Origin of the sequence: Bacteroides sp. AM54-2NS, from assembly GCF_003602935.1 — a bacterium.
GTDB classification, from domain to species: domain Bacteria; phylum Bacteroidota; class Bacteroidia; order Bacteroidales; family Bacteroidaceae; genus Bacteroides; species Bacteroides xylanisolvens.
In genome coordinates, this window is record NZ_QTMZ01000106.1 from 1 (window position 1) to 2,911 (window position 2,911).

Here is a 2,911-nt window from a genome sequence, read left to right on the forward strand (position 1 = left end):
GAAGGTCCGAGTGCCGAAGACAAGGCACTCGACCTGTTTGCCGATATGATGATTGAGCGTATTCAGTCGCTGTCGGGCAAAGACGGATGGAAAAAGCCCTGGTTTACTGAAGGTGCGTTGCAATGGCCGAAAAACCTGAACGGACGAGAATATAATGGCATGAACGCTATGATGTTGCTCCTGCATTGCGAGAAGGAGGGTTACAAGATTCCTCGCTTCTGTACCTTCGACCGCATACAGCAGTTTAACAAAACTGGCAAGAAAGACGAGGAACAGAAGCCCCGTGTGTCAGTACTGAAAGGTGAGCATTCTTTCCCCGTGATGCTCACCACGTTTACGGTGGTCAATAAGGAAACAAAGGAACACATCAAGTGGGAGGACTACAAACTGCTCTCTCAGGAAGAGCGCGAAAAGTACAATGTATATCCAAAGCTTCAGACTTACCATGTCTTCAATGTGGCGCAGACCAACCTGAAGGAGGTCAGACCAGAGTTTTGGGAGAAACTGGAACAGGAATACTCGATGCCCAAGGTAGAGAAGGACGAGCAGTTTGCCTTTGAACCCGTGGATAGGATGATAGCGGACAACCGTTGGATATGTCCCATCAAACCGATGTTCGGTGATTCCGCCTATTTCTCCATCAGCAAGAATGAGATTGTGATGCCTGAGAAAAGGCAGTTCAAGGATGGGGAGTCTTTCTACTCGAACCTTTTCCACGAGATGGGACACTCCACGGGTGCGGAGGGACAGTTAGACCGCATCAAGCCCGCTACCTTCGGCTCGGCAGAGTATGCACGCGAGGAACTGGTGGCAGAACTGACGGCTGCGCTGACCGCTCAGCGGTATGGCATGACAAAGCATCTGAAAGGAGATTCGGCTGCCTATTTGAAGTCTTGGCTGGATTCGCTGAAGGAGTCGCCGCAGTTCATCAAGACCACGCTACTCGATGTGAAAAAAGCTACCTCAATGCTCACGCAGCATATCGACAAGATTGCTATGGAGATAGACCAGGAGAAAAAGGCTGAGCAGGAAAACGGGCAAGGGAAAAGTTATCTATCCATAGATGACGGCGACCATGCAGTCTTGGCATATAATGGTTCTGCTGTATATATCCAGCATCATGAGAAGGAGGACTCTGTAAAGATTGCTGTGCCGACGAGTAACGGTCTGGAAGTGAAACTCTCTGTTCCTTACGACCACGGCAAAGACCTTGACACCAATTATCAGGAGGCTTTTGCCCAGTACAAAAGCCTGACAGAGCCTTCACAATCGAAAGAAAACGTCTATTATGCCTCCATCGCCTATCTCCAATCAACGGATGACACATCGGAACTGGATAAGCTAAAGGAGAAAGGTGACTATCAAGGACTGCTGACGCTTGCCAAGGAATACTATGACGGGAACGGCATGGACGAGGAGCAGACCTACAGGAAGCCGTGCCAGAACAGAGGCGATGACCTGCTAATAGAGGACAAGGACTTTGCAGTGGTCTATAACGGGAGTGTCGGCGGTACGTATGAGGTGTTCCTGAAGCATACGGAGCAAGAAGTGCGTGACCATATCACTCGCTATGGCATAGGACGTGCCAGTGAGGACGTGAAGGCTGTGGCGAGGGAGATGACCGCCGAAGAGTTTTCGGAATTGGCGCAGCGAAAAATGCCGATATTCCAAATGCCGAATGGTGGTTTGCTGAACCTGCAATATAACAAGGATAAGGATAGCCTGGATGTGGGGACTGTGACCAATGCAGGACTCTCTGTGAAGCATACCTTCCCTTTCAGCCACAACCATTCTATGGACGCAAACATCAGCTCTGCGTATGAGCAACTGCTTGACATGGAGGAGTACCAGAAGGAAGAGGTACAAGAGGAGCACGTTGCCAAGTCCGCTTTCCGAAGATGAGAGTAGTATCGTAGTATATACTAATCGTAGGCTTTACTACTCATAGTAGGTACTAACAATAGTCAGCCGCAAGGAGTAATGTCCCTGCGGCTGATTTAATTTGGGGTCATTCCATATTATGAAGGAATGCTTGTAAATCCTCGTCTGGAATGCTCTTCAGTTTCACCGGCTTGAAGCCGTCCAACTGCTCCACTTGAAATATCTCGTCCACTCCATATTTGGAGCCATCCACCTTTACGCTCTCCATTTCATTGACGGAGGTATAGCCATACTCCGTTTCATGCAGACCGCATACGATGGTGAACAACGTGGTGTCGTTACCTTCCGGCTGTCCTTCAAGTACGAACCAACGGACGTGTCCGATGAAGAATATTGCCACACAAACGGCATCCTTGCCTTTGCCGTCCTGTGAATACAGAGGATAGGATTTCAGTATCTCCTCCAATACGGGTGTAATCAATCTGCTTGCCATAGTCAATCGTTGTTAAGTGTTCTGTAATACATTCTGTTCTCTACAAGGTGTTCGATGGCCTCTGCTGCCAATCGGCACACCCACTCGTCACGCTGGTCATAACGACCTTTTTGATAGTCGTTGGCAAGGCGTTCCAAGAAGGCAAACACCACCTTGCCCTTTTCGTTGATAAGATAGCGATGGTCATCTGCAAGGGCATTGCCTACCTTGGCGGCTGACCCCATCTGACCGTTTACGAACCGTGAGAAGCACTCGACAAATGCCTGCTCGTTTTCTGATAATCTGTGTAATTCCATACGCAAAGAAATTATTTGTTCAACTTGTTTTTCTTCCCTCCTTTTGAAGCCTTTCGGCTCCTCTTGTCGGGAACTGATTTTTCGTGCATCAAAAGACTGCGGAATGAGGGCGATAAGGCAAGAAAACAGACGGAGGAGTTAATGAAATACCCAAATCTTTGATTTGCGGAAAGCTGTCGTTCAGTCCTCTGCCTGTTAGCATGGCGGTACTTGACCATTCGCCCGGGCAGTAACTTTGCAA

At 48.7% G+C, this 2,911-nt stretch carries 3 protein-coding genes; 1 reads left to right on the top strand and 2 read right to left on the bottom strand.

Annotated features, from left to right (window positions below; genetic code table 11):
* On the top strand, positions 1–1,902 hold a 1,902-nt coding region (locus tag DXA05_RS25790; RefSeq protein ID WP_128859778.1), incomplete at its 5' end, for a zincin-like metallopeptidase domain-containing protein.
* A gap of 106 nt (positions 1,903–2,008) precedes the next feature.
* Here DXA05_RS25790 and DXA05_RS25795 read toward each other — a convergent pair.
* Together DXA05_RS25795 and DXA05_RS25800 are read right to left on the bottom strand one after the other, a co-directional pair.
* Positions 2,009–2,374: a DUF2958 domain-containing protein gene (locus DXA05_RS25795; protein WP_005816269.1), complete on the bottom strand. Its 366-nt coding sequence runs from the start codon at positions 2,372–2,374 to the stop codon at positions 2,009–2,011.
* A 2-nt stretch (positions 2,375–2,376) separates the two neighbouring features.
* Positions 2,377–2,670 carry a hypothetical protein gene (locus DXA05_RS25800; protein WP_005816271.1) on the bottom strand — a complete coding sequence of 98 codons (294 nt, stop codon included), beginning with the start codon at positions 2,668–2,670 and terminating at the stop codon, positions 2,377–2,379.
* Positions 2,671–2,911 lie beyond the last annotated feature (241 nt).